The sequence below is a fragment of the Pigmentiphaga sp. H8 genome, assembly GCF_003854895.1.
GTDB lineage: Bacteria > Pseudomonadota > Gammaproteobacteria > Burkholderiales > Burkholderiaceae_B > Pigmentiphaga.
The window spans coordinates 5491312-5512817 of record NZ_CP033966.1 but is presented as its reverse complement, the minus strand read 5'-3'; the positions used below and the strand labels follow the sequence as shown (position 1 = coordinate 5512817).

Sequence of the window (21506 nt, the reverse complement as noted above, 5' to 3'; positions counted from 1 at the left end):
CTAGACGGCGTCGCAGGCCTGGGCGAAGTCGCCCAGCAGGTCCTCGGGGTCCTCGATGCCGACCGAGACGCGTATCAGCGAATCGGCGATGTCCATCTCGCGCCGCCGCTCGGGGCCCATTTCCCAATAGATGGTCTGCGCCACCGGGATGGCCAGCGTGCGGTTGTCGCCCAGGTGGGTGGCGGAAATGACCACGCGCAGCTGGTTCTGGAAATGCACCGGATCGAGCCCGTCCTGCAATTCGAACGCGAGCAGGGCGCCGCCCCGCTTGAACAGGGCGCGGGCGCGCTCGTGCTGCGGATGGTCGGGCAGGCTGGGGTGATAGACGCGCTTGACCTTGGGATGGGCGGCCAGTTGCGCGGCCAGCGCGGCGGCGGTCGCGCAGGCGCGCTCCATGCGCAGGCTTAGTGTTTCGGCGCCAGCGGCGATGCGGTGCGCAGCCTCGGAACCCAGGGTCGCGCCCATGTCGCGCAGGCCCTTCTTCTTGATCTGCTGCAGGCCCTGCATGGCCGGCTTGGTGCTGCGGTACGACGGGCTGATGTTGGGATAGGCGGTCCAGTCGAACAGGCCGGTGTCGGTGATCGCGCCGCCCAGCGCGTTGCCGTGGCCGCAGATGTACTTGGTGAGCGAGTTGATGCTCAGGTCGGCCTGCACCGTCTTGGGACGGAACAGGTAGGGCGAGGTCATGGTGTTGTCGACCACGTACAGCACGCCGCGGGCCTTGCACAGCGCGCCGATCTCGGCCAGCGCGGCGACCTGCGTGCGGGGATTGGCGATGGTTTCGACGAACACCAGGCGGGTGTCGGGGCGCAGCGCGCGCTCGACGTTGGCCGCGTCGGTGGCGTCGACGAAATCCACCTCCACGCCCAGGCCCTTCATCGTGGCGAACAGACTGTTGGTATTGCCGAACAGGAAGCCGCTGGAGACCACGTGGTCGCCTTCGCGCAGCAGGGTGGTCAGCACCGCGGCGATGGCCGCCATGCCGGTCGAGAACGAGACGGTGCCGATGCCGTCCTCCATCTCGGTGAGCTTGGCTTCGAGCGCCGCGGTGGTGGGGTTGCCCTGGCGGCCGTACGAGTATCCCGGATTGCGGCCCTGGAACACGTCGACCAGGGTTTGCGCGTCGCCGTAGCCGAAGGCGGAGGCGGTGTGCATGGGTTTGTGCAGCGCTCCATGCTCGACCGAGCCGCGGCGGTCGCTGTGCAGGATGCGGGTGGTGAAGCCTTCGGACATGATCTGGACTGGACTATCTAGGGAGGGTGGCCGGTATTTTAATCCTTGCCCGTCCGCGGGGTCCGGGCGCCCAGTTCCCCCAGTTTGTCGTCCACCACGCGCCTGAGCGCCCGGGTCAGCGCGGCCGCGGCATCCGGCCTGGGCACGTTGCGCCGGTAGACGGCCGAGAAATCCAGCGATATGGCCGGCGTGAAGGGTCGGATGGCGACCTTGGGGGTGCGATGGCCGATGATGGCGATGGGGTCGATGACCGCGATTCCTATCCCGCGGCTGACGTAGCCGATGGCCGAGGACGAGTGCATGGTCTCGACGCGGATGTTGGGCCGCACGCCGGCCGTCAGCATCGCGTTGTTGAGCTGCATGCGCTGGCGGCTGGCCTGGCCCAGCGCGACGAAGTCCTGGCCGTCCAGGTCGTTGACCGAGATCCGCTTCTTGCGCGCGAGCGGATGGGCGGCGGGCATGACGCAGACTGCCTGGGTCGAGGGAAAGGGGTCGTGCTCCAGGCCGTCCGGATCCGGCGGCATCGTGCCGAACACGATGTCCAGCTGCGCGTGGAGCAGCATGGAGACGAGGTTGATCGAGCTGTCGGGATGGACGGAGACGATGATGTCGGGATGGTCCCGCAGCAGTAGTCCGATGGCTTCCGGCAGGCAGTGCGAGGCGAGATTGGGCATGGTTCCCACGTGCAGGTAGCCCGCCGTCGACAGCCGGATCGCGCGCGCCGCCTCGCGGATCCGGTCGGCGCCGGTGAAGTGCCGCTCCACTTCGCTGTACAGCCGGACCGCCGCTTCGGTCGCGATGATCTGCACGCCCTGGCGCTGGAACAGCACCAGCTTCAACTCGTGCTCCAGATCGTGGATCAGCCGCGAGACCGCCGGCTGGGAAATGGACATCGCATGGCCGGCGCCCGTCATGCTGCCGGTCAGCATGACGGCGCGGAATGCTTCGAGTTGGCGGAAGTTCAGCGGACGTGCCAAGGTGGCAAGGCGGTTATCGAAGCTCGGACGAGGCCGATCATACTTCGAAGGCGGCGTCGTCGATAGGCGCGAGGCACGTCTCGAGCAGCCTGCCATGGCCCCCGATCGTGTCGTTCAGGCCCAGGCGGCGCAGACATGCCCAGAAGCACGCCTGGTTGCTGGTGATGACCGGCTTGCCCAGATCCCGCTCCAGCGCCGCGACCACGCCCAGCGACGCCAGGTTGGTGCAGGAAATGAACACTGCGTCGGCCTCCGGGCGGTCGGCCTGGCGCGCCAGCCGGTACAGGGCCTCGGGCGGAACCCGGCCGATGGCGCGGCGTTCCTCCTGGGTTTCGCCAAGCTCCAGGCCGTGCAGCGACGTCACGCCGAACCCGTATTCCTCCAGGAATTCCCGCTCGCGCCGGTTGACGAGCTGCACATAGGGCGTGGCCACGGCCACGTTGCGCACGCCCAGCGCTCGCAGCGCCGCGACCACGGCCCCCGAGGCGGCCAGCGCCGGCGCGCCCGCCCGCTTGCCGATGTCCGCCACGATCTCGGACATGGGGCACATGAACGAGCCCGAGGTGCAGCCGTAGGCGACGATGTCGACCTCGGCGGTGGCCAGCTGGTCGGCGGCCGAGCGGGTCGCCTCGGCCATCGCGACGTAGGATTCCCGGGTCATGCTGCCCAGCAGCATGGCGCGGGCTGTGAACACGCCCACGCCCTCGGGAGCCATGCGCCAGAACTCGGGCTCGTTGATGGTGTTGGTGGAGGGAACGATCAGGCCGATCTTCGCCTTCCAGCCATAGGGTGCGTACAGGGAAACGGCCTTCATGGACTTGCTCCTTCCTGGTTCCCGGGTCATTCGAGCCGTATCCCCATGCTGCGGATCAGTTCGCCGTATTTCTTTTCCTCGGCTACCAGGATCTGGCCCAGTTCGGCGGGCGTGCTGCCGACCACTTGCGCGCCGGCGTCCTCGAGGCGCTTGCGGACCTCCGGCAGCTTCAGGGTCGCCACGATCTCGCGATTGAGCTGGTCGATGCGGGCGGCCGGAGTGCCGGCCGGCGCCAGCACCGCACCCCAGGATTCGGCGCGGAATCCCGGATAGCCGGCCTCGGCCACCGTGGGGATGTCCGGATACCGAGGGAGCCGGTCGGCGCCCGCGGCCAGGATCTTGAGGTTGCCCGCGGCCACGTGCGGCTGCACGGCGCCCAGCGTGTCGAACACGATCTGCGTGCGGCCCGCGATGAGGTCCATGTGCGCCGCCGCGCTGCCCTTGTAGGGAACGTGGGTCATCTTGAGTCCGGCCAGGTCGGCGAACCACTGGCCGAAGACGTGGACGTTGCTGCCGTTGCCGGCCGAGGCGAAGGCGAGCTGGTTCGGCCGGGCGCGCACGTAGGCCACCAGTTCAGGCACGTTGTTCACCGGCAGCGAAGGCGAGGCCACCAGCACCATCGCCGTGCGCGTCGCCAGCGTGACGGGCGCGAAGTCCTTGATGGGGTCGAAGGGCAGGTCGGGGACGAGCGCGCGGCCGAAGACGTGCGAGCTGACGACGTACACCAGCGTATTGCCGTCGGGCGCGGCCTTGGCGACCTGCGCCGTGCCGATCGCGCCATTGGCGCCCGGTTTGTTTTCCACCACCACGGGCTGGTGCAGCCGCGCGGTCAGGTGTTCGGACAGCAGCCGCGCCGTGATGTCGGCCAGGCCGCCCGAGGCGTAGGGAACGACGATGCGCAGCGGACGGCCGGAGGCGGGCGTCTGGGCGTGGGCGGTGCCCAGTGCGCCCAGCGTGAGGGACAGGCAGGCGGCGATGCGCCTGAACGAAGCAGACATGTCGGATTCTCCCGAGGTAGAAATCTAGCGGTCGAGCGTGCCGTGGGACAGGCCGCGGTCGGGCGGCGCGATGTTGACGCGCACCATGTCGCGCAGAAGCTGGATGATCGCCATCGAGCTTTCGCCTTCGGTGCCATCGACGATGAAGCGCGAGGTGCAATAGCGCATCTCCCAGCCGCCCGCGTCCAGGCAGGCGCGCAGCACGTCGCGCTCGATGGCGGGCGTGTACAGGACGTCGAGCCGGCGGCACAGGAAGGCCAGCATGGCGCACAGCCCGTAGGCGCCCCAGTTGGAAATCGAGGCCGGCAGGAAGATGTCGGTCGCGACCGTGGTCGGCACACCTACCCCGCCTTCGTACTGGCAGCGCCGGCCGTAGGGGTGGAAGGATTTCATGAAGTCGAAGATCCGGCCGAAGCCGATCTCGTTGCCGTTGTCGCCGATGCCGATGGACAGGATTTCGCGCTCCGCGGCCTGCGCGAAGAGCGGCGAAAGGTCGACGCACGACTGGGGCCGCACCCCCGTGGAATAGTGGATCAGCCCGTGCTCGTTGGGCCCCAGGCGTTCGATCGACACGATGGCCCGGGGCCGGTAGTCGTCCAGCAGGCCGGCGGCCCAGGCCTGCACCTCGTCCTGGCTCTGGGGCGAGGTCGCCAGCGCGGCGCCCATCCGGCGGTCGCGGCATAGCGCAAAGTCGCGCACCATGATGCCGGCGGCCTGGCTGCTGGCCACGACCGGCGGGGCGTGGCAGGGTTCGGTCACGAACACCGGCACCGCCTGCAGGCCCCAGAACAGGGCATGGGCCAGGGCCGCCGCGCCGGGCGGGCCGTCGCTCTCGCCGTTGGGCGCCTCGGGCGCGTAGCCGGCGCCGGTCACGATCAGGACGCGGTCGCCGGGGCGCACGGCATCGAACAGGGCCTGCGCGGCGCGCGCGCTGATCGGCCGGCCGCCGCCTTCGGCGCGCGCCCGGTCGTAGATCGGGCCGATGATGTTGTGGTTCATTGCGCGGTTGCGCATTTCGACCGTGACGAGACGGTCGACGTATTCGCCGATGATGTCCGGCATCGGAGGCTCCCGGATGGCTCTGGATTAGACTGGAGCCATTCTGGGTCGTAGCGCGTCGGACGGCATAATCGAATTCTCGGCGCTATCGATAAGCAAATATTATGCAGCGCCGCCAACGTCCTTCATCATGAACATTCCTTCCGTACCGGTGCTGCGCGCCTTCATCGAGGTCGCCCGCTGCAACAGCTTCACCCGCGCGGCCGATACGCTGTGCCTGACCCAGAGCGCCGTCAGCAAGCAGGTGCAGGCGCTGGAGGAGCAGCTGGGATGCCGGTTGTTCGTGCGTTCCGGCAAGCTGCTGGCGTTGACGCCCGCCGGCCATGCCTACCTCGCGCACGCCAGCGATGCGCTGGCCATGCTGCAGGACGGCATGGCGATCGCGCAGGAGGTGGCCGGCGAGAAAACGCCCGCCGCCGCGGTGGAGATTTCCGCGTCGCCGGCGTTCGCCTCGTACTGGCTGATTCCCCGCCTGCCGGGTTTCCGCGAGCGGGCGCCCGGCACCCGTCTGGTGGTCCGTCCGCGCCTGCCGGATTTCTCGCCGGTAACCGAGCGCTTCGACCTGGAGGTGCGGGTCGGGGCCGGACGATGGCCCGACGCCCGGGCGATCCGGCTGCTGGGACGCGAAATGGCGCTGGTGGCCAGTCCCGATCTGCTGGGGGACACGCGCGCCACGCTGCGGCAGATCCAGGCCCTGCCCGTGCTGCACCGCGCGCAGCGGGGTTATGACTGGAAGGAATGGAGCGCGAGCGTGGCGCCGGCCTGGACGCCGCGCGTCGGCAGCGGCCTCTTGTTCGAAGGGTTCTCGGTGCTGATCCCGGCGGTGGTGGCCGGGCTGGGCGTGGCGATATGCCCGCTGTTCCTGGTGCTGGACCAGCTCGAAAGCGGCCGCCTGGTGCGCCCGTTGGGCGAGTGCGTGCGGACGCGGCATGCCTATCACGCCGTGCTGCCCACGGGCGCCGGCCATGGCGCGGCCAGGGAACGGTTTCTGGACTGGATGCTGCCCGAGGCCGAAGCGACGCAGATGCGCATACAGAAGCATCTGGATTCGGGGTATTCCATGGCGGAATGAGGGTTCCGAAGTTTTCGTTTGACCCTCCATGGAGCGGAACTTAATGTGGCGCCTCTCATTTTTCCAGGCGTCCGTGACATGCGTGCCCTTTCCATTCTCCGTCTTTGCATCGCGAGCGCGGCAGGCGCCTTGGCCGCCGCCCCCGCCGTGGCCGATTCCTATCCGTCCCGGCCCATCGAGTTCGTCGTGCCCTACGCTCCGGGCGGCGCCTCCGACATCGTCGTCAGGGCGCTGGCGCCGCAGTTGCAGAAGGAGCTGGGCGTATCGGTCGTCGTCATCAACCGCGCCGGCGCGAACACGGCGATCGCCGCCACGCAGCTGGCGCGGTCCGCGCCGGACGGCTACACGATCATGCTGGCCGACGTGGCGCTGGTGCTCAACGCCGCGGTGCGTCATACGTCGCCCGGCTACGACGTGGCCAAGGATTTCTCCGCCATCGCCCAGGTGGGGTCCGCGCCGCTGGTGCTGTTCGTACCCGCCTCGGGCGCGGCCGACCTGCCGTCGTTTCTCAAGCAGGCGCACGATCGCCCCGTGAACATCGCCAACGCCGGCCCCGGCTCGCTGGGCCACCTGGCCGCCGAACTGCTCCAGCTGCGCACCAAGACCACGCTGGTCAGCGTGCCGTACCGCGGGTCGGGGCCCGCCATGAACGAGACGATCGCCGGGCAGGTGGACGCCATTTTCACCAGCACCGCTTCCGGCATGCCGCTGGTCAAGAACGGGCGCCTGCGGCCGCTGGCCGTCGCGTCGCCCGAGCCGCTGAAGGATTTTCCCGAGATCCCCACGTTCGACCGGCTGGGGGTGCAGGGCGTGCACGTCCTGAACTGGTGGGGGGTGATCGCGCCGGCGGGGTTGCCCGCCGACATCTCGGCCCGCATCGCGAAGGCGGTGGCGGCGGCCGTGCGCGATCCCGCCATCGTGAAACGCTTCGCGGCGCTGGGCGTCTCGCCGTCGACGCGCGACGGGGCGGCCTTCGCCGGCCTGATGAGCAAGGAATTCGCCGCCTGGCGCGACGTGGCCAGCCAGGCCGGTATCAAAGTGGATTGATGGACGGCACCGACAGGTGTTCGTGCTAACAAGGAGGATAGGCAAGATGAGCGGTGAACGAATACGCCTGACCGCGGCGGACGGTTTCGAATTCGACGGCTACGTGGCCCGGCCGGCGGGCGCGCCCCGCGCGGGCGTGGTCATCCTGCCCGAGATTTTCGGCGTGAACAGCCACATGCGCAGCGTGGCCGACCGGTACGCCGGCTGGGGCTATCTGGCGATCGCGCCCAGCGTCTTCGATCGCGTGGAGCCGGGGCTGGACCTGGGATATGGCGACGACGACGTCCGCAAGGGGCAGGCCCTGATGAAGCTGATCGACTGGGACGACGCGGTCAAGGACATCGAGGCTGCCGGCGCGTTCGCGGCCCAGGCCGGCAAGGTGGGCATCGTCGGCTTCTGCTGGGGCGGCACGGCGGCCTGGGTGACAGCCGCGCGCGGCACGGGATTCGCGTGCGCGGTCTCGTACTACGGCAACGCCATCCCCACCGTGCTCGAGCCGACGCCGCGCATTCCCATGATGCTGCATTGGGGCGAGCGCGACCATCTGGTCTCCAAGGAAAAGATGATGGAGCCGGGCCGCGCCGCGCCCGAGGTGGCCGTGCACTTCTACGCCACCGGACATGGCTTCAATTGCGACCAGCGCGACCTTTACCACGCGGAATCGGCGGCCCTGGCGCAGCAGCGCACGCTGGACTTCCTCGACGAGCACCTGGCATGACGCGGGACGACACCGGCGCATGGGCCGCCCAACAGGCGGCCTTCGGCGAAATGGCCACGCGCCTTCGGCGGGACGACGCGTTGTGGACCGATTTCGAGGCCTTGTGCCGGCACGGCGGGCGCATGGCGGGTACCGCCAGCGAACGCGCCGCGCAGGACTGGTGCGAAGGTCAGCTGGCGGCCTTCGGACCCGTCGCGCGCGAGTCCACGCCTTACGCCGGATGGCGGTGCGACCATGCGGTCCTGACGCACCTGTCCGATGGCCGGCAACTGGAGGCCGTTCCGCTGCTGGGGACGGCCTTTACGCCGGACGCGGGCATCGAGCTGCCCGTGCTGGACCTGGGGCGAGGAACGCCCGAGATGATCGCCGCCGCGGGCGAGGGCGTACGCGGACACGCGGTGATGGTGCGGCACGAGTATCCCTTCTCGACCCAGACCGTCCATCGCCGCGTCAAGCTGGCCGCGGCCCAGCGGGCAGGCGCCGCCGCGCTGCTGGTGGTCCAGCCCGAAGCGGGGATCGGTCCGGTGTCGGGGTCCTCGGGGCGCGCGGGCGGGCCGGGCATCCCGGCCATGGGGATCTCGGCCGAGGCAGGGCGGGCGTTGCGCCAGCCCGGGGCGCGCGTGCGCCTGCGCATCGTCGGCGAAGACCTGCCGCAGTCGCGCACCGATACGCTGGTGCTCGACCTGCCGGCCGGGCAGGCCGCGCGGCCGGACGAGCGCGTCGTGCTGTCCGCCCATATCGACGGGCATCCCCTGGCGGAGAGCGCCCTGGACAATGCGACCGGCGTGGCGGCGGCCATCGCGCTGGCTCGCGCCTTCGCGCCCCGGATGCATGCCATGCGCCGGGGGCTGACCGTGTGCCTGTTCAGCGCTGAGGAATGGGCACTGAACGGTTCGCGCGAATGGCTGGCGGCGCTGCCGGAAGCGCGGCGCGCGGCGATGGCGCTCAATGTCAACCTCGATTCGCTGGCGGGATCGCCGCGCCTGACCGCGCTGACCTCGGGCTTCGAGCGGCTGGGCGAGTTCGCCCGGTCGGGGGCGTTGTTGGCCGGCGGCACGCTGGGGGTGCATCTGCCGCTGATGTCTAATAGCGACCATGCGAATTTCGCGGCCTGCGGCATTCCCGCGCTGCGCCTGATCGCCGGTTTCGACGAACCCGACAGCGCGCTGCGCCTGCTGCTGACGCCGGCCGATACGCGGGCCCTGGTGGACGAGAACCATCTGCGCACCGCCACCGCGTTGGCCGCCGGTGTGCTGTGGCATGCGCTGAGCGCGGACAGCCTGGCCGGCCTGCGCAACGAGGCCAGGTCGGAGGTTCGGGCATGAGCGCGCCCGCCCCCGGGGAGGATGTCGCGCAGCGACAGGAGGGTAGTCCAGTGAGCGGTTCGGTCGTCGTGCTGGGCGCGGGGCTGGTGGGCCTGGCCTGCGCCCATGCCTTGCAGCGGGACGGATACGCCGTGACGGTCATCGACCGTGGCGGCGTGGGCGAAGGGGCGAGCTTCGGCAATGCGGCCCACATCGCTGTCGCTTCCATCTTCCCGCAGGCCACGCCCGGCATACTGGGGCAGACGGTCCGGATGCTGCGCGATCCCCAGGGCCCGCTGATCGTGCGGCCCGGCTATGCCGTCCGGCATCTGCCGTGGTTCGCCCGCTTCGTGGCGCAGGGCACCGCCGAGCGCGCGCGCGTCGGGACCCACGCCATGGCGGCGATGATGGCGCAGGCCTGGGAGGCCTGGCAGCCCGTGCTGGACGACATCGGTGGCAACGATCTGGTGCGCCGGTCCGGCGCCCTGCACGTGTTCGGGTCGCAGGCGGCGCTGCGCGCGGCGCATAGGGCCTATGAGCTGCGGCGCAGCCTGGGGGTGGCGTGCACGCCGCTCGACGTGGACCAGGCGCGGGCGATGGAGCCCGCGCTGACCGATCGCATCGGCGGCGCGATGTCGATACCGGGCATGGGATACGTTACCGATACGCTGATGCTGGCGCGGCGCCTGGCCGCCCGCGTCGAGGAACTCGGCGGCCGCATCCTGCGGGCGGAGGCCACCGGCATCGATGCCGGCGGCGTGCGGACGAAGGACGGGCGCCTGCGCGCCGATCGCGTGGTACTGGCCGCCGGCGCCTGGTCCCACCGGCTGGCCCGGGGGCTGGGGGTGGACATCCCGCTGGTGGCCGAGCGCGGTTATCACGTCATGCTGGCGCCGGGCAGCAGCCCGCTGCGCATGCCGGTGCTGATGGTGGAACGCAAGGTGGCGCTGACGCCCATGGCGGCGGGCATCCGGATGGCCAGCGTCGCGGAGTTCACGCCGGCCGACGCGCCGGCCGACCATGCGCGCGCGGCGCCGGTATTCGGCGGACTGGAGCGGTTCGTCCAGGGCGTGGATGCCGAACCGGTATCGAAATGGGTGGGGCCGCGTCCCTCCGTGCCCGACAGCCGTCCCATCCTGGGGCAGGCCCCGGCCGCGCCCCACGTCCTGCTGGCCTATGGCCACGGCCACCTGGGCGTGACGCTGGCCGCGCTGACGGGAAGTATCATCGCCGACGTGGCGGGCGGCCGCGATCCGCGCGTGGACCTGCGCGCCGTCGCGCCGCTGCGGAGCCAACGGCTCAGGTGATGGGGGACTCATGTCGGACCTGCTTTTGTTGGCGGCCGCCTTTGGCGCCGGCATGCTCAACGCCGCGGCGGGCGGAGGAAGCTTCCTCACGCTGCCCGCCCTGGTCGCCGTGGGCATGCCCGCGGCGGTGGCCAATGCCACCGGTACGCTGGCGCTGCTGCCCGGCTATCTGACCGGCGCCTGGGCGCTGCGGCGCGATATCGCGCAGTCGGAGCCGGGCTCGCTCGCGGGCCTGTCGGGCATCGCGCTGGCGGGCGGGACCGCGGGGGCGCTGCTGCTGCTTTGGACGTCGGGCGCCGTTTTCCGGAACGTGGCGCCCTGGCTGCTGCTGTTCGCCACCGCGCTGTTCCTGTTCGCGCCCCTCATGCTGCGGATGGCGCGCGGGCGGATGCTGTCACCCGGCGCCGCGGCGGCCGGCCTGTTCGCCGTGAGCCTGTACGGCGGCTATTTCAACGGCGGCATGGGCATCATGCTGCTGGCCTTGTTCGGCATGTCCCAGCGCGGCGACTTCAGCGCCATCAACGGACTGAAGAACCTGTTGTCGGGCGTGTTGACCGTCGTGGCCGTCGTGGTCTACGTGGCGGGCGGGCTGGTGGAGTGGCGCGAGGCGGGTGTGATGGCCGTGGGCGCGACGGTGGGCGGGTTTGCCGGCGCACGCCTGGCGCGCTGCGTGCCGGTCGTCGTGATGCGGGCCATCGTGGTGCTGGTGGGCGTCTCGATGAGCGTCTTCATGTTCCTGAAGGTATGAGCCCAGGGCTGCCGAGGCGCGCCTCGGCCTCCCGCAGCCGGGCCTCGCGCTCGCCCACGTAGTCGCGCGTCAGCGGCACGCTTTCCTGGCGCCGCGCCAGCTGCACCTGGAAGATGGCGATGTCCTGATAGCGGAACGCCGTCTCCGACATCGACAGGTAGTACTCCCACATGCGGGCGAAGCGTTCGTCGTACAGCGCGACGGCCTCGGCCCGCCGCGCCAGGAAGCGGTCGCGCCATATGCGCAGCGTGCTGGCGTAGTGCAGGCGCAGCACCTCGATGTCGGTGACGACCAGCCCCGAGCGTTCGATGGCGGGCGTGAATTCCGACAGCGAAGGGATGTGGCCGCCGGGGAAGATGTATTTCTCTATCCACGGATTGTTGAAGTCCGGGACGTCGGAGTTGCCGATGAAATGCAGCAGCATCACGCCGTCGTCGGTCAGCAGTTCATGGCATTTCCGGAAGAAGGCGTCGTGGTAGCCCGTGCCCACGTGCTCGAACATGCCCACCGACACGATCCGGTCGAAGCGGCCGGGGGTCGCGCGGTAGTCTTCCAGGCGGTAGTCGTAGGCCTGGGGATGGGCGGCGCGGGCGGCCAGTTCGCGCGCGCCTTTCAGTTGTTCCTCGGACAGCGTGATGCCCGTGGCGCGGCCGGCCCCGGCGACCTCGACCAGGTAGCGCGTCAGGCCGCCCCAGCCGCAGCCGATGTCGAGCACGCGGTGGCCGGGCTCGACCAGCAGCTTGGCGGCGATGTGGCGCTGCTTGGCCCGCTGGGCCGACTCCAGGTCTTGCCCGGGGTGTTCGAAATAGGCGCAGGAATACTGCCGCTGGTCGTCCAGGAACAGGGCGTACAGGCGGTCGTCCAGGTCGTAGTGGTGCGCGACGTTGGCGCGCGCGCGGCCGGGCCGGTTGTTCTGCAGGAAGCGCCGGATCGACATGCGCACCGCGTCCAGCATCCGTACCGCGGCGCCGGGCTTGACCGCGTCGGCATCGCGCAGCAGCAGCTCCAGCACGTCGTAGATGCTGCCTTCGTCGACCACGAGCCTTTCGTCCATGAACAGTTCGCCCATGCGCAGGTCGGGGTCCATCAGCAGCGCCAGCACGGCGCGGGTGTCGGTGAAGCGGATGGCGGCGCGCGGCGGGGTGCCGTCGCCGAAGGCGCGCCTGCGGCCGCCGGGCAGGGTGACGTCCAGCGTGCCGCGCCGGACCAGGTCTTTCAGGGTGTTGGCAAGCAGGCGTTCCGCGTACGTTTGAAGCATCGTGGTTTCCGCGATGGGTCGACAGGACAGGGGCTGCTACGCGGCCAGTGTAATGAATCCCCCGCGATGCGGCTCGGTTGATTTTTCTCCGGACGGCTAGAAGAATGCGCCATGACCTCGCCCGACACCGCCTTTTCGCTGCTGCTCGAGCGCCTGTCCGATGCGCAGGCGCGGGCCGTGCGCGGCCGCATGACGGCGCGCGAGCTGGCGCGCGGCCAGCCCTTGTTCGCGCAGGGAGAGCCCAGTCCACGCCTGTGGGTGATACGCGCGGGCCGGCTGCGCACCTATCACCTGGCGCCGTCGGGCGAGGAGTTCACCACGGCCGTGTGGACGTCCGGCCAGACCCTGGGGCTGCTGAGCACGCTGCTGGACCAGCCCCGCGCGATATCGTGCGAGGCGCTGGAGCCGGCGTCGCTGCTGGCCATGGAGCGGGCCGACCTGCTGGCGCTGATGGAAACGGTGCCGGCCTTCGCCATCAACGTGGCGCGCGTGGCCGCCATGCTGGCGACCAACAGCATCGCGCGGTCCGGCCCCAGGGTGCTGGATTCGGCCACGGCGAAACTGGCGCGCGTCCTGCACGATCTCGCGCTGGCCGCGCCCGGCTACGACGGGCAGGGTGCCGTGATCGCGGGCGTGACCCGCGCGGACCTGGCCAAGATGGCCGGCATCAGCCGTACCTGGACCAGCCTGAGGCTGGCCGCCCTGGAGCGCGCCGGGCTGGTCCTGCGCACGCGGAACGGGCTGGGCGTGCCCGACGTGGCGCGGCTGACGCAGCTTTATTCGGACGGATACTGAGGCGGCAGCAGCGCCAGGCACTCGACCTCCAGCAGCAGGTCGGGCTTGGCCAGCGCGGCCACGCCCACCAGCGTGCTGGCCGGGGGCTGGCCGGCGTCCAGGTACGGCGCGCGCACGCGCCGGATGGTCGCCACGGCTTCCTCGGTCAGGTCGCGCACGAAGTAGTTGAGCTTGACCGCGTAGGTCAGCGCCGAGCCGGCCGCCTCGAGCGCCGTCGCCAGGTTCTCGAACACCTGCCGGGTCTGGGCGGCCAGGTCGCCCTTGCCGACGATGCTGCCGTCCGGCGCGTAGGCCACCTGCCCCGAGACCATGATCAGCCGGTCCACCGGGGCGACGGCGACGTGGGTGAAGCCGTTGGGGGCGGGCAGGCGGGTGGGATTGATGAAGGAGACGTAGGGGTGCATGGCGGCCGTCAGTTGAGCGTGATCCGGGTACGTTCGATGATACGGGCATACAGCTCGCGCTGCCGGGTGGCGAACTCGGCGAACTGGGCCGGCGTCGAGCCCGAGGGTTCGATGGCGGCCTGCTTCAGGGCGGCCGCGACGCCGGGGTCGGCCAGCGCCGCGCGCACGGCGGCGTTCAGGCGGTCGATGACCGGACCGGGCGTGCCGGCGGGAGCGACGATGCCGAACCACGAGTACAGGTCGACCTCGCCCGCACCCTGTTCCTGCGCGGTGCCGATCTCGGGCGCCAGCGGCGAGCGCCTGGCGCTCAGGATGGCCAGGGCCTTGAGCTTGCCGGCCCGCACCTGCGGCAGCGTGGCGGCCAGCGTGTCCACCACCACGTCGACGTTGCCGCCTATCAGGTCCACCAGCGCGGGCGCGCTGCCCTTGTAGGGGACGTGCAGCAGGGTGGCCGACCGTTGCAGGCCCACCAGTTCCATGCCGATCTGGTTCGACGTGCCGGCGCCCATCGAGCCGTAGGCCAGTCCCTTGGGGCGCTCGCGCGCCTGGTCCAGCGCCTGCACCAGGGTGGTCCACGGGGCGTCGGGCCGGGCGACGACCACGTTGGGCACGCTGCCCAGCAGCGAGACGTAGCCGAAGGAATCGGTGGGCGAATAACCCACGTCCTTCATCAACAGGGGGTTGATGGCCAGGGTGGCGTTGCTGGCGACCAGCAGAGTGTGGCCGTCGGCCGGCGCCTTGGCCACCGACTGCGCGGCCACCACCGTGCCGGCGCCCGGACGGTTGATGACGACTACCGCCTGGCCCAGTTGGCGGCTCATGCCGCCGGCAACCGTGCGGGCCAGCAGGTCGGTCGTACCGCCCGCGGCGAAAGGCACGACGAGATTGATGGGGTGGGTCGGGAAATCGGCCGCCGCAGGGGCGGTTGCGGCGCAGGCCAGTACCGCCGCCAGCGCGAATCGTAGGGATGCCATCGCGGGTCTCCATGGGGAAGCGGCCATTCTGCGCGCATGGCGCGGGACTGTCCGTTAACTGGTTAACGCCGGCCCCGGCCCCCCGGAACGCCCGTGGTAGAGTCCAGGCCCGGGGGCCGGCCTGCATGCGCCGGGACGGAGTTTCAACGCTGAAAATGGGCATTCATCATGCTGGGTCTGGCATTGTTCTTCATCGGGGCCGTTCTGATCGTCAACGGAGTGGGGCTGACCGGCCGTATCGACGGCAGGGATTCCGCCCCCTTCAATCTGCTGGTGGGCCTGTTGGCATTGTTCATCAACGGCCTGGGACTCTACCGGGCCGTCTCGACGGCGGATTTGTTTGCCGTGGCCGGCGGCCTCCTGTTCGCCTTCACCTACCTGTACCTGGCCGTAGTGCAGTGGCGGTCGTTGAAAGGTGTCGGGCTGGGCTGGTACTGCCTGTTCGTGGCGATCAGCGCGCTGGCCTTCGCGCCCGTCGCCGGCGACGGGCGCCTGATCGCCATGTGGCTGCTATGGGCCAGCCTGTGGTTTTTCTTTTTCCTTGCCCTGGGATTGGGCAAGCCCTTGCGCTTCCTGGGGGCGTACACGATATTGATCGGTGTCGCGACGTGCTGGGTACCGGGGTTGCTGATGCTGATGGGGAAATGGTAAGGCCGGGGGCGTCCGGTACCGAAGTCATGGTGAAATAAAAAAGCAGGCAGGCGATACCCGCCGCGCGCGCTTCGAGCGCGCGCATGCATCTTCAACGGGGAGTCCTCATGAAAACAACGATAGATCGCCCAGTGTTCTTCACCGCGGCCGCTTTCATCCTGGCGCTTGTGGTCTGCGCCGTCTCCGCCCCGCGTGCCGTCGGAGACGTCTTCGACGCGATACAAAGCTGGATCCTGGCGAACGCGAGCTGGTTCTACATCCTGGCGGTGGCCGTCATCCTGCTGTCGGTCGTGTACATGGCCATGAGCCGCTACGGCAACATCAAGCTCGGCCCCGATCACAGCGAACCCGACTACCGGAATTTCACCTGGTTCGCGATGCTGTTCTCGGCCGGCATGGGGATCGGCCTGATGTTCTTCGGCGTGGCCGAGCCCGTCATGCATCTGGTGGCGCCGCCGGTGGGCGAGGCGGGCACCGTGGCCGCGGCCCGCGAGGCGATGAAGATCACCTTCTTCCACTGGGGACTGCACGCCTGGTCGCTGTACGCGGTCGTGGCGCTGATCCTGGCCTATTTCAGCTACCGCCACAACCTGCCGCTCACGCTGCGGTCCGCGCTGTACCCCTTCATCGGCGACCGCATCCACGGCCCGCTGGGCAGCGCGGTGGACATCTTCGCCATCATCAGCACCGTGTTCGGCGTCGCCACGTCGCTGGGACTGGGCGTGGCGCAGATCAACAGCGGCCTGCACCACCTGTTCGGCACGCCCGTCGGCACGGCCACCCAGATCATCCTGATCGCCATCGCGTGCGGGCTGGCGACGCTGTCGGTGGCGAGCGGGCTGGACCGCGGCATCCGCATCCTGTCCGAGCTCAACCTGTACTTGGCCGTGATCCTGCTGCTGTTCGTGCTGGCGGTCGGGCCGACCATCTTCCTGCTCCAGAGCTTCCTGCAGAACACCGGCGCCTATCTGTCGGACATCGTCGCCAAGACCTTCAACCTCTACGCCTACCGCCCCACGGACTGGATAGGCGGCTGGACGCTGTTCTACTGGGGCTGGTGGATCGCCTGGTCGCCGTTCGTGGGGCTGTTCATCGCCCGCATCTCGCGCGGCAGGACCATACGCGAATTCGTGCTGGGCGTGCTGCTGGTGCCCACGGGCTTCACCTTCCTGTGGATGACGGTGTTCGGCGGCTCGGCCATTCACCTGGTGTTGTTCGAGCACCTGGACAGCCTGGCCGGCACGGTCAAGGCCGACAGTTCGCTGGCGCTGTTCGCCTTTCTCGAACACTACCCGTGGGGGCACGCGATTTCCATGGTGGCCATCGCGATGGTGGTGGTGTTCTTCGTGACCTCGGCCGATTCGGGCGCGCTGGTGGTGGACCTGCTGGCCTCGGGCGGCGCCGAGTCCACGCCGGTATGGCAGCGCATTTTCTGGTCGGTGCTGACCGGCGTGGTGGCGGTGGCGCTGTTGCTGGCCGACGGGCTGCAGGCCTTGCAGACCGCGACCATCGCCAGCGCGCTGCCGTTCTCCATCGTGCTGCTGGCCTCGGTATGGGGGTTGTTCAAGGCATTGAAGCTGGACGCCACCAAGCGCCGCATCCACTATCAGTCGTTGGCGCTTTCACGGCCGGCCGGAGGCGGGGAGCCCTGGGAATCGCGGCTGCGCAACATGGTCATGATGCCGCGCCGCGCCCACGTGCTGCGCTTCACCGCCGACGTGGTGCGGCCGGCCATGGAGGCCGTGGTGGAAGAGTTGCAGAAGCTGGGCTACGAAGCGCGGGTGCGCGACGGCGAGGAAGGCGAGGTGGCGCTGGAGGTGGTGCACCAGGAGGCCCTGGATTTTTCCTACGCCGTGCGGCCGGAGTCCTTCGTGCGCCCCGGCCTGACCGCCGACGAGGTGCGCAACGAAGAGGGGCGCAAGTACTTCCGGGCCGAGGTCCACCTGCGCGAGGGCGGCCAGGACTATGACATCATGGGTTGGAGCCGCGACGCGGTCATCGGCGACATCCTGGACCAGTACGAGCGCCACCGGCATTTCCTGCACGTGGCGCGATAGGCCGCGTCAGCCGGCCTTGCCCGCCTTCAGGGCCGCGCCCAGTTCGTCGTCGATCCGCTGGGCGCGGGCCGCCGCCGGGCGGCTGGTCAGGCGCTGCACGTAGCGCTGGTAGGCCGGCCGCTTCTCTATCGTGCCGAACATCATGCCCCAGGCCAGCTGCGAGCCCACGTAGACGTCGGCCGCGGTAAAGGCGTCGCCCGCCACGTAGCCTTCGCCGGACACGGCCGTCTCCAGCACGTCCAGCACCTCGGCCAGCGTGCCGTAGCCCACCATGCGCCGCCTGTCTTCCGGCACGCTGATGCCCAGCGCCTGGTTGGTGACCGCCGCTTCCACGGGGCCGGCACAGAAGAACAGCCAGCGGTAGTAGGGACCGCGCAGCGGGCTTTGCGGCGGCGGAGCAAGCTGCGCCTGGGGGAAGGCGTCGGCCAGGTAGGCGCAGATCGCCGCCGATTCGGTCACCACGGTGCCGCCGTGGCGGATGGCGGGGACCTTGCCCATGGGATTGATGGCCAGGTATTCGGGGCCCTTCATGGACGTGGCGAAGTCCAGCACCTCGGTGCGGTAGGGCTGGCCGACCTCTTCGAGCATCCAGCGCGCGATGCGGCCGCGGGACATGGGATGGGTGTAGAAGACAAGTTCATCGTTCATCGTGGGGGCCTGCGTCGTCGGAGTCGTTCCAGGGAGCGTCGAATGGTACGGCAGGCTCGGCCCCGTCGACAATGGGGCCGAGCTGGGAGACGTCCAGCGGCTTGACCAGGTGCAGGTCGAAGCCCGCCTGCGCCGTGCGCTGGCGGTCGTCCTCCTGTCCGTAGCCGGTCATGGCGATGAAGATGGTGCGCGCCATTTGCGGGATGGCCTTGAAGGCCCGCAGGGCCGCGAAGCCATCCATGGTGGGCATGGCCAGGTCGATGAAGACGAGGTGCGGCTGGAAGCTGGGCGCCATGCGCAGGGCCGCTTCCGCGGTGTACAGCGGCCGCGCCTGATGGCCGTTGATCTCGAGCAGCATGGCCAGGCTGTCGGCCGAGTCGCGGTTGTCGTCCAGCACGAGGATGCGTTTGGCGGCCGAGGTCCGGCGCGAGATCGCGGACATGGGACGCACGGGCAGAGCCGGTTCGGCCAGGGGCAGGCGGATCGTGAATGTGCTGCCGTGGCCGGGGCCCGCGCTGGATGCCGAGATGGCGCCGCCGTGCATGCGCACCAGCGAGCGGCACAGCGTCAGCCCTATGCCCAGCCCGCTGTCGGTCGGGTTGGTGTCGCGGTCTTCCTGCACGAACAGCTGGAAGACCGCCTCCAGGGCCTGCTCCGGCATGCCGCGGCCCTGGTCGCGCACCTCGATCAACGCCGACCGGCTTTGCCGCGTGGCGCGGATGGCGATGGCCGTTCCCGGCGGCGAGAACTTCGAGGCGTTGTGCAGCAGGTTGTGGACCACCTGCACCAGCCGCGTCATGTCGCCTTTCACCGTCAGCGGTTCGGCGGGAAGGTCCACGTCTATGCGCTGCTCGCGGGCATCGGTGTGGAAGCGCGAGGATTCGATGCTGCGTTCGATGATGGTGCGCATGTCCACCGGCGCCAGGCGCAGCTCGATCTTGCCGGAGGTGATGCGGCCGATGTCCAGCAGGTCGTCGACCAGCCGCGACAGGTGCGTGATCTGGCGATCGATCATGTCGCGGCAGCGGGCCGCGGTGGGGCCGATGTCCGGGTCCTTCTGCAGGATGCCGATGGCGTTGCGCACCGGCGCCAGCGGGTTGCGCAGTTCGTGGCCCAGCGGGGCCAGGAATTCGCTCATGCGCCGGTTGGCCAGCTCCAGTTCCTCCAGGCGCTTGCGCTCGCTCATGTCGCGCATGATCTTGGCGTAGCCCCGCAACTGCCCGGTCTCGTCGTAGACGGCGGTGGTGGTCACGTTGGCCCAGAACAATGTGGCGTCCTTGCGCTGGCGCCAGCCTTCTTCCTCGTAGCGACCCCCTGCCTGCGCGATGCGCAGTACCCGGTCGGGGCCTTCGGAGGACGCGTCGTCGGCGGGATGGAACATCGAGAAGTGCCGGCCGATGACCTCGTCCCGCCGGTAGCCGGTAATTTGTGTGGCGCCGGTGTTCCAGCTCGTGATCGTGCCTTCGGCGTCGAGCATGTAGATGGCGTAGCCCTCCACGCCCTCGAGCAACAGGCGGAACCGCTCCTCGCTCTGCCGCAGCGCCTCGGTCTGGCGGCGGCGCTCGTTCAGGTTGCGGGTGATCTTGACATAGCCCTTGAGCGTGCCGGACGCATCCCGCAGCGCGGTGATGACGACGTTGGCCCAGAAGGTCGAGCCGTCCTTGCGCACGCGCCAGCCTTCGTCCTCGAAACGGCCGTGCAGCGCGGCCTCTTCCAGTTCGTAGCGGGGCCAGCCGCGCGCCACGGCCTCGGCCGAGTAGAAGACGGAAAAATGCTTGCCCAGGATCTCGTCGGCCGCATAGCCCTTGATCTTGGCGGCACCGGCGTTCCAGGTCCTGACGCGGCCGTCGGGGGACAGCATGAAGATGGCGTAGTCCTCGATGGCGTCCACGAGCATGCGGAAGCCGATGTCCGTATCGCTTCCGGGCCCCGTCGTCGCTACGCCGGGAGTGGGTTCCCTTTCCCCGGCCTGGAGGCGGGCCGAGTCCATGGCTGAGAAGCTCAAGGCGTCACCTCGTCGTGCTCGAACAGCGAGTCTATACATGCTCTTTCAAGGGGCCTGTAACAAGGTGAATCGCCCTCCGATGGAAATAATTGACATGATGTCAAATAAAGCATAATTTAATTGATAGGGTGATATTTAATTCGAGGAGACTCCCTTGGCCACTACCGACAAGCCGGTCGTCACGGCCGGCATGAGAGGCGCGTCGTGGGACCCCCGGCTGATGAGCCGGCCGTACCAGGTGGTGCCCTATGCGCTGGGCACGGCCGACGGCCAGCGCACGCTGGGTTTTCTGTTCACCACGGCCGAGTCGGGCAAGACGGTCGTGTCGCTGATGCATCCGCGGGAAATGGCGGTCACGCACTACATGGTGCCTCATGTGCTGGAGGCCGGCTGCGCCTGCTGGGTGCAGGGGTCGAGATCCATCGGCAATGACCTGCGGCTCGAGCACGAGGTGGCCCTGTTCGACGTGGCGGCCGGCATGGCGCACCTGCGGTCGCTGGGCTACGAGAACATCGTACTGTTGGGCAACTCGGGCGGCGCCGGCCTGTACACGCTCTACAACCAGCAGTCGTCGCTGCCGGCCGCGCAGCGCATCGCCCGCACGCCCGGCGGCCGGCCCACCGCCCTGGCCGAGCTGGAAATGCCGCGCGCCGACGGCATGATCCTCTTGTCTCCGCATCCCGGGCAGGGCCGGCTGCTGATGGCCGGCATCGATCCTTCGGTGGTATCCGAGGACGACCCGCTGGAAACCGATCCCGCGCTGGATCCCTTCTCGAAAGACAACGGCTACGATGCCGAGACGGGCGCCGCGTCCTACGATCCGGCATTCGTCCAGCGCTACCGTGCCGCCCAGGCCGAGCGGGTGGCGCGCATCGACGCCCGCGCGCGCGAACTGCTGCGGCGCAAGGCCGAGGCCCGGGCGAAGGTCAAGGCGGGCGGGGCGTCGATGGCCGAGCAGCGGATCGCGGCGCATGCGCCCATCTTCCAGGTATGGCGCACTGATGCGGATCTGCGTTCATGGGACATCTCCATCGATCCGTCGGACCGCAGGACGGGATCGCTGTGGGGCAGGAACCCGCTGGTCTCGAACTGGGGCAGCGTGGGGTTCGGCCGGGTCGTCACGCCCGAGTCCTGGCTGTCCACCTGGTCGGGGCTGTCGTCCAACGCCGCGCTGAAGAAGACCGCGGGCGCCATCACCCAGCCCACGCTGCTGGTGGAGTACACCGGGGACCAATGCACCTTTCCGGCCGACATCCGGACGATCCACGAGCAGATCGGCGCCGCCGACAAGCGCCACCTGCGCGTGCGCGGCAATCACCATGGCCTGGCGCTGGCGCCGGGCGAGGAGCCCGGCCAGCGCATCGCCGGGCGCGCGGCCGGCGAGTGGCTGCGCGAGAAGATGGCCTAGCGGAAGAATGAAATGGATGGAGACATGAT

20 protein-coding genes are annotated in these 21506 nt (G+C 69.4%); 10 read left to right on the top strand and 10 right to left on the bottom strand.

Annotated features, from left to right (window positions below; genetic code table 11):
- Genes EGT29_RS26005 through EGT29_RS25985 form a run of 5 tightly spaced genes read right to left on the bottom strand, consistent with a single transcriptional unit; the run spans position 1 to position 5084 of the window.
- Complete coding sequence (locus EGT29_RS26005; protein ID WP_124691713.1) at positions 1–1233, bottom strand: cystathionine gamma-synthase family protein; 1233 nt, start codon at positions 1231–1233, stop codon at positions 1–3.
- 38 nt (positions 1234–1271) lie between these two features.
- Positions 1272–2210, bottom strand: a complete 939-nt coding sequence (locus tag EGT29_RS26000) for a LysR family transcriptional regulator (protein ID WP_161567983.1) — start codon at positions 2208–2210, stop codon at positions 1272–1274.
- 37 nt (positions 2211–2247) lie between these two features.
- Positions 2248–3024, bottom strand: a complete 777-nt coding sequence (locus tag EGT29_RS25995) for an aspartate/glutamate racemase family protein (RefSeq protein WP_238160214.1) — start codon at positions 3022–3024, stop codon at positions 2248–2250.
- Positions 3025–3050: 26 nt separating this feature from the next.
- Entirely contained in the window at positions 3051–4022 is a 972-nt protein-coding gene (locus tag EGT29_RS25990) for a tripartite tricarboxylate transporter substrate binding protein (protein ID WP_124691710.1), read from the bottom strand.
- 24 nt (positions 4023–4046) lie between these two features.
- A complete protein-coding gene (locus EGT29_RS25985; protein ID WP_124691709.1) occupies positions 4047–5084 on the bottom strand; it encodes a glutamate cyclase domain-containing protein in 1038 nt (345 codons plus the stop codon).
- A 127-nt stretch (positions 5085–5211) separates the two neighbouring features.
- Between EGT29_RS25985 and EGT29_RS25980 the strand changes: the two genes are divergently transcribed.
- The 6 genes from EGT29_RS25980 to EGT29_RS25955 all read left to right on the top strand — a co-directional run bounded on the left by EGT29_RS25980 (position 5212) and on the right by EGT29_RS25955 (position 11277).
- Positions 5212–6153, top strand: a complete 942-nt coding sequence (locus EGT29_RS25980; RefSeq protein ID WP_124691708.1) for a LysR substrate-binding domain-containing protein — start codon at positions 5212–5214, stop codon at positions 6151–6153.
- Positions 6154–6231: 78 nt separating this feature from the next.
- Positions 6232–7200, top strand: a complete 969-nt coding sequence (locus EGT29_RS25975) for a tripartite tricarboxylate transporter substrate binding protein (protein WP_124691707.1) — start codon at positions 6232–6234, stop codon at positions 7198–7200.
- Positions 7201–7246: 46 nt separating this feature from the next.
- Positions 7247–7918, top strand: a complete 672-nt coding sequence (locus EGT29_RS25970; RefSeq protein WP_124691706.1) for a dienelactone hydrolase family protein — start codon at positions 7247–7249, stop codon at positions 7916–7918.
- Positions 7915–9243, top strand: a complete 1329-nt coding sequence (locus EGT29_RS25965; RefSeq protein WP_124691705.1) for a M28 family peptidase — start codon at positions 7915–7917, stop codon at positions 9241–9243. Before EGT29_RS25970 ends, EGT29_RS25965 begins: the two co-directional genes overlap by 4 nt.
- Positions 9244–9293: 50 nt before the next feature.
- Positions 9294–10529, top strand: coding sequence for an FAD-binding oxidoreductase (locus EGT29_RS25960; RefSeq protein WP_161567982.1), 1236 nt, complete (start codon positions 9294–9296; stop codon positions 10527–10529).
- A 10-nt stretch (positions 10530–10539) separates the two neighbouring features.
- On the top strand, positions 10540–11277 hold the full coding sequence (locus EGT29_RS25955; protein WP_124691703.1) for a sulfite exporter TauE/SafE family protein: 738 nt from the start codon (positions 10540–10542) through the stop codon (positions 11275–11277).
- On the opposite strand, the gene EGT29_RS25950 is transcribed toward EGT29_RS25955, so the two are convergent.
- Positions 11258–12535: a cyclopropane-fatty-acyl-phospholipid synthase family protein gene (locus EGT29_RS25950; RefSeq protein WP_124691702.1), complete on the bottom strand. Its 1278-nt coding sequence runs from the start codon at positions 12533–12535 to the stop codon at positions 11258–11260. The two genes, EGT29_RS25955 and EGT29_RS25950, sit on opposite strands and share 20 nt — an antisense overlap.
- Positions 12536–12646: 111 nt before the next feature.
- On the opposite strand from EGT29_RS25950, the gene EGT29_RS25945 reads away from it, so the two are divergent.
- Positions 12647–13330, top strand: a complete 684-nt coding sequence (locus tag EGT29_RS25945; RefSeq protein ID WP_124691701.1) for a Crp/Fnr family transcriptional regulator — start codon at positions 12647–12649, stop codon at positions 13328–13330.
- Here EGT29_RS25945 and EGT29_RS25940 read toward each other — a convergent pair.
- Together EGT29_RS25940 and EGT29_RS25935 are read right to left on the bottom strand one after the other, a co-directional pair.
- Positions 13312–13734 (bottom strand): RidA family protein, encoded by a 423-nt coding sequence (locus EGT29_RS25940; RefSeq protein ID WP_124691700.1) that lies wholly within the window; start codon positions 13732–13734, stop codon positions 13312–13314. The genes EGT29_RS25945 and EGT29_RS25940 overlap by 19 nt on opposite strands.
- An 8-nt stretch (positions 13735–13742) precedes the next feature.
- Positions 13743–14708, bottom strand: a complete 966-nt coding sequence (locus tag EGT29_RS25935) for a tripartite tricarboxylate transporter substrate binding protein (RefSeq protein ID WP_161567981.1) — start codon at positions 14706–14708, stop codon at positions 13743–13745.
- Between the two features lie 168 nt (positions 14709–14876).
- Here EGT29_RS25935 and EGT29_RS25930 point away from each other — a divergent pair, with 168 nt between their 5' ends.
- A complete protein-coding gene (locus tag EGT29_RS25930; RefSeq protein WP_124691698.1) occupies positions 14877–15359 on the top strand; it encodes an AmiS/UreI family transporter in 483 nt (160 codons plus the stop codon).
- Between the two features lie 107 nt (positions 15360–15466).
- A complete protein-coding gene (locus tag EGT29_RS25925; RefSeq protein WP_124691697.1) occupies positions 15467–17416 on the top strand; it encodes a choline BCCT transporter BetT in 1950 nt (649 codons plus the stop codon).
- A gap of 6 nt (positions 17417–17422) precedes the next feature.
- On the opposite strand, the gene EGT29_RS25920 is transcribed toward EGT29_RS25925, so the two are convergent.
- Entirely contained in the window at positions 17423–18064 is a 642-nt protein-coding gene (locus tag EGT29_RS25920; RefSeq protein WP_124691696.1) for a glutathione S-transferase family protein, read from the bottom strand.
- Positions 18054–20069 carry a PAS domain S-box protein gene (locus EGT29_RS25915; RefSeq protein ID WP_161567980.1) on the bottom strand — a complete coding sequence of 672 codons (2016 nt, stop codon included), beginning with the start codon at positions 20067–20069 and terminating at the stop codon, positions 18054–18056. Before EGT29_RS25915 ends, EGT29_RS25920 begins: the two co-directional genes overlap by 11 nt.
- Positions 20070–20289: 220 nt before the next feature.
- Here EGT29_RS25915 and EGT29_RS25910 point away from each other — a divergent pair, with 220 nt between their 5' ends.
- Positions 20290–21477 carry an alpha/beta hydrolase gene (locus EGT29_RS25910; protein ID WP_124692520.1) on the top strand — a complete coding sequence of 396 codons (1188 nt, stop codon included), beginning with the start codon at positions 20290–20292 and terminating at the stop codon, positions 21475–21477.
- Positions 21478–21506 lie beyond the last annotated feature (29 nt).